Source organism: Streptomyces sp. NPDC006393, from assembly GCF_040628575.1.
Lineage (GTDB): Bacteria > Actinomycetota > Actinomycetes > Streptomycetales > Streptomycetaceae > Streptomyces.
In genome coordinates this window covers 1-3,782 of the sequence record NZ_JBEXZD010000205.1, presented here as the reverse complement: position 1 = coordinate 3,782, position 3,782 = coordinate 1, and the positions used below count along the sequence as shown (strand labels likewise).

The window sequence follows — 3,782 nt, the reverse complement described above, 5'->3', positions numbered from 1 at the left end:
GCGTCGTATGGCAGGCCCGCGACGAACTGCTGGACCGGCGCGTGGCCCTCAAGTGCGCCCGCCCGGACGACGCCAGGGGCGCGCACCGGCTGATGAAGGAGGCCCGCTACGCCGCGCGGCTGCACCACCCCAATGTCGTCGCCGTGTTCGACTACGTCGCCGAGGGTGAGGCCTGCTGGATCGTCATGGAGTACGTGCCGTCGCGCAGCCTGGCCCAGCTGGTGGCCGAGCGCGGCCCGCTCTCCGCTCAGGAGGCCGGATCGATCGGCGGCCAGATCGCGGCGGCGCTCGCGAAGTCCCACGGCGAGGGCGTGGTGCACGGCGATGTCACGCCGGAGAACATCCTGGTCACCGACGACGGTGTGGCCCGGCTGACGGACTTCGGGATCGCACGCGCGCTGTGGAGCGAGGTCACCGGGACCGGCACGCACACCACGACGGCCACGGTGCGCGGCAAGCCCCGCTATCTCGCGCCCGAGGTGGCCCAGGGCCGGGCGGCGGACGCGAAGGCCGACGTGTTCTCCCTCGGCGCCAGTCTGTACGCGGCGATCGAGGGCCGCTCGCCCTACGGCGAGTTCGACCACGTCATGGGCTACCTGGCCCGGGCCCTCGAAGGGCACGTGGACGCCCCCCGGCAGGCGGGCCCGCTCACCGAACCGCTCACCGCGCTCCTCGAGGTGGAGCCCGGCAAGCGCCCCGACGCCACCGCGGCACGCACCCTGCTCACACGCGCCGTACCACCGCCCGCGCACATCCAGGAATACGTCCGGGAGCACCTGAACGAGAGTGCGCGCGGGGACACGCGGGAGACGCTGAGGCTCGGCCGGACGCTCGCCCTGCCGTCCCGCACGCTGTGGCTGCCGCGGAAGGCGCACCGCCGTCGCCGGGCGCTGACGGTCGCGGCGGCGGCCCTTGCCGTGGCGGGACTCGCCGCCGGGCTCGCCCTCCTCGGCCCCTGGACCTCCGGACACGACGACGGCGCCGGGCCATCCCGCGCCGCGAGTGCCTCGGCCACGGTTACGGTCCCGGCCCAGGCCGGTGCCATGGGCGACCTGCGGAGCGCCGACCCCTGCACGGTGCTTGACGCCGCGTCACTGAGCCGCTTCGGCCACACCCAACTCGCCTCGGCCTACGGCAAGTTGAACCGATGCGACGTGCTGGTGCTGAGCCCGGACGGAGACCAGACGGCCGACGCCGAGGTCGACTTCGCCGGCGATCCGCGGCAGTTCGACGGCGGCGTGCCCGTCAGAAGGGTCGGCAACGTCGAGGTCGCGTCCCTGGAGCGGGACGGGGACCAGTGCCTGCGCTTCATCAGGACCGCGGACGACAGGCAGATCGTGGTCAACGGCAAGCGGCAGGGCGCCGGCGCACCGGATCCGTGCGCCCTGTCGGACGCCGCCGTCGACCACGCGCTGACGGTGCTGGACCGGGGCCCGGTGCCCCGGCGTCCGGCGGCGTGGCCCGCCGACTCCCTGGGCCGGTTGGACGCCTGTGCGCTGCTGGATCCGGCGGCGCTCACACGGGTGCCCGGCCTCCGGCAGCGGCCGGCCGACCGCGGCTTCGCCGACTGGACCTGCGACTGGGCGAGCTCCGACGGTGAACGCGCCTACGTGCAGCTCCAGTTCACCCGGGACAACGACCTCTCGGACGACGGGAAGCCCGCCCGGGTCGCCGGAACGACCAGTTATGTCTCCCCGAAGGAGGAGGGGGACGACAGCTGCGTCGTCTACACACCGCACCGCACGTTCACGGACTCCGCCGGCGACCGGGCCGTCGAACTGTTCCGGCTGACCCTGCGGGAACAGGGTCGGAAGAACACCGAGGTGTGCGCGGGGGCCAGGGCGCTCGCCGGCGCCGCCGTGCGGAACATCGCGAAGAGCCTGCCCGGAGAGTGAAGAGACCGCCCGGAAGTGAACGGGCCGGTCTCCCTGCCTCAAGCCGCTTTCCGGGTGGCGCGGTAGAGGGCTTCGGAGGTGGTGATCAGTGTGCGCTGTTCCTGCTCGGAGCCCACCATCGGCTGGGAGCCGCTGAGCGGCACCTGGGCGCTTTCCGGCAGGAATTTCACGGTCAGCAGGCCGACGGCGCCGGCCAGCATCAGGTAGTAGGCGGGCATCATGTCGTCACCGGTGCCGTTGACCAGGGCCGCGGTGACCAGCGGGGTGGTGCCGCCGAACGCGGCGACGGCGAAGTTGAAGCCGATGCCCATCGCCGCGTAGCGGACGGCGGTCGGGAAGAGCGCGGGCAGGGTCGCGGCGCTGGGCGCGGCGAAGCAGGCCAGCAGCGTGGACAGGATCAGCACGCCGAGGACGGGCGGCCAGGTGCCGTGCATCTTGATCAGCAGGAAGGCGGGGACGGAGAGGACGATCATCGCGGCGGCCGCCACGGCGTAGACGGGGCGCCGGCCCACGTGGTCGCTGAGCCGGCCGATGAAGGTGATCAGCAGCACGATCCAGACCATGCCCAGCAGCACCAGGAGGTCCGCGGAGCCGCTGGAGCGGTGGAGGGTCTCCGTCTGGTAGGTGGGGAGATAGCCGGTCACCATGTAGTTGGTGACGTTGTAGAGCAGCACGATGCCCATGCAGACGAGCAGGGCCTGCCAGTGGTTCCTGACGATGGTCCTGAACTCGCTGCCCGCCGACTTCTGCGCGAGGCCCTTCTCGTGCTCGTCCAGCTGCTGCTGGAAGGCGGGCGACTCCTCCAGCTTCAGCCGCATGTACAGGCCGATGGCGCCCAGGGGCCCGGCGATCAGGAACGGGACGCGCCAGCCCCAGGCGATCATCTGGTCGTCGGTCAGAGCGAAGTTCAGCAGGGTGACCAGGGCGGAGCCCAGCGCATACCCGACGAAGGTCCCGAAGTCCAGCCAGCTGGAGAGGAAGCCGCGGCGGCGGTCGGGGGAGTACTCGGCCACGAAGGTGGTGGCGCCGCCGTACTCGCCGCCGGTGGAGAAGCCCTGGACCATACGGGCCAGCAGCAGGAGGACCGGCGCGGCGAGGCCGATGGTCGCGTAACCGGGGATCACCCCGATGGCGAACGTGCCGATCGCCATCATGATCATGGTGGTGGCGAGGACCTTCTGCCGGCCCAGACGGTCGCCCAGGGGACCGAACACCAGACCGCCCAGCGGCCGCACCACGAATGCCGCGGCGAAGGTCGCGAAGGAGGAGATCACCTGGGCGCCCGGTGAGGCGCCGGGGAAGAAGACCTTGCCGATGGTGGCGGCGAGGTAGCTGTAGACGCCGAAGTCGAACCACTCCATGCAGTTTCCGAGGGCGGAGGCCCCGACCGCGCGCCTGAGCAGCGGCGGCTCCACGATCCGGACGTCCTCCTCGCGCAGGGCGCGCCTGCTCCGGCGGAGCCTGCGGGTCAGCTCCTCACGTACCTGACGGGGCAGGTGCGCGACGGTGTCCCGCGGCCGTTGCGCGCCGGACGGGCCGTCCTGACCCTCTGGGGTCACATCCACACCGTGCCACCTTGCCTGTTCTTCCCCCGACCCCGACGGTGGTCCTCGCCCGCTCAGCGGCGGGCGAGGCGTCGCTCGCCGCCGGCACCGGGGTTGTAGGCCAGTTCGTAGTGGCCGAAGACGGAGGGTTCCTCCGTGGCGGGCAGGACGCCGTCGGTGTCGATCGACGGCGCCTGCTTCACCACCTTCTTCGTGTAGGCGACCCTCACGTAGTTCGGGCCGACGGTCGCGCCGATGAGCGGGACGAACGCCAGGCGCCGCCGGGTCGGCACACCCACCGTGACCGTCGCGAAGAAGGGCTCGTCGGTCGTGGTGTCGACGT

The 3,782-nt window shown here is 72.0% G+C and carries 3 protein-coding genes; 1 reads left to right on the top strand and 2 read right to left on the bottom strand.

The window, feature by feature from the left end; all coding sequences use genetic code 11:
* On the top strand, window positions 1-1,895 hold a 1,895-nt coding region (locus ABZ484_RS38440), incomplete at its 5' end, for a serine/threonine-protein kinase (protein ID WP_358870595.1).
* Between the two features lie 38 nt (window positions 1,896-1,933).
* Here the strand turns inward: ABZ484_RS38440 and ABZ484_RS38435 are convergent.
* Together ABZ484_RS38435 and ABZ484_RS38430 are read right to left on the bottom strand one after the other, a co-directional pair.
* Window positions 1,934-3,460 (bottom strand): MFS transporter, encoded by a 1,527-nt coding sequence (locus ABZ484_RS38435; RefSeq protein ID WP_358870594.1) that lies wholly within the window; start codon window positions 3,458-3,460, stop codon window positions 1,934-1,936.
* 53 nt (window positions 3,461-3,513) lie between these two features.
* On the bottom strand, window positions 3,514-3,782 hold a 269-nt coding region (locus ABZ484_RS38430; RefSeq protein ID WP_358870593.1), incomplete at its 5' end, for a PRC-barrel domain containing protein.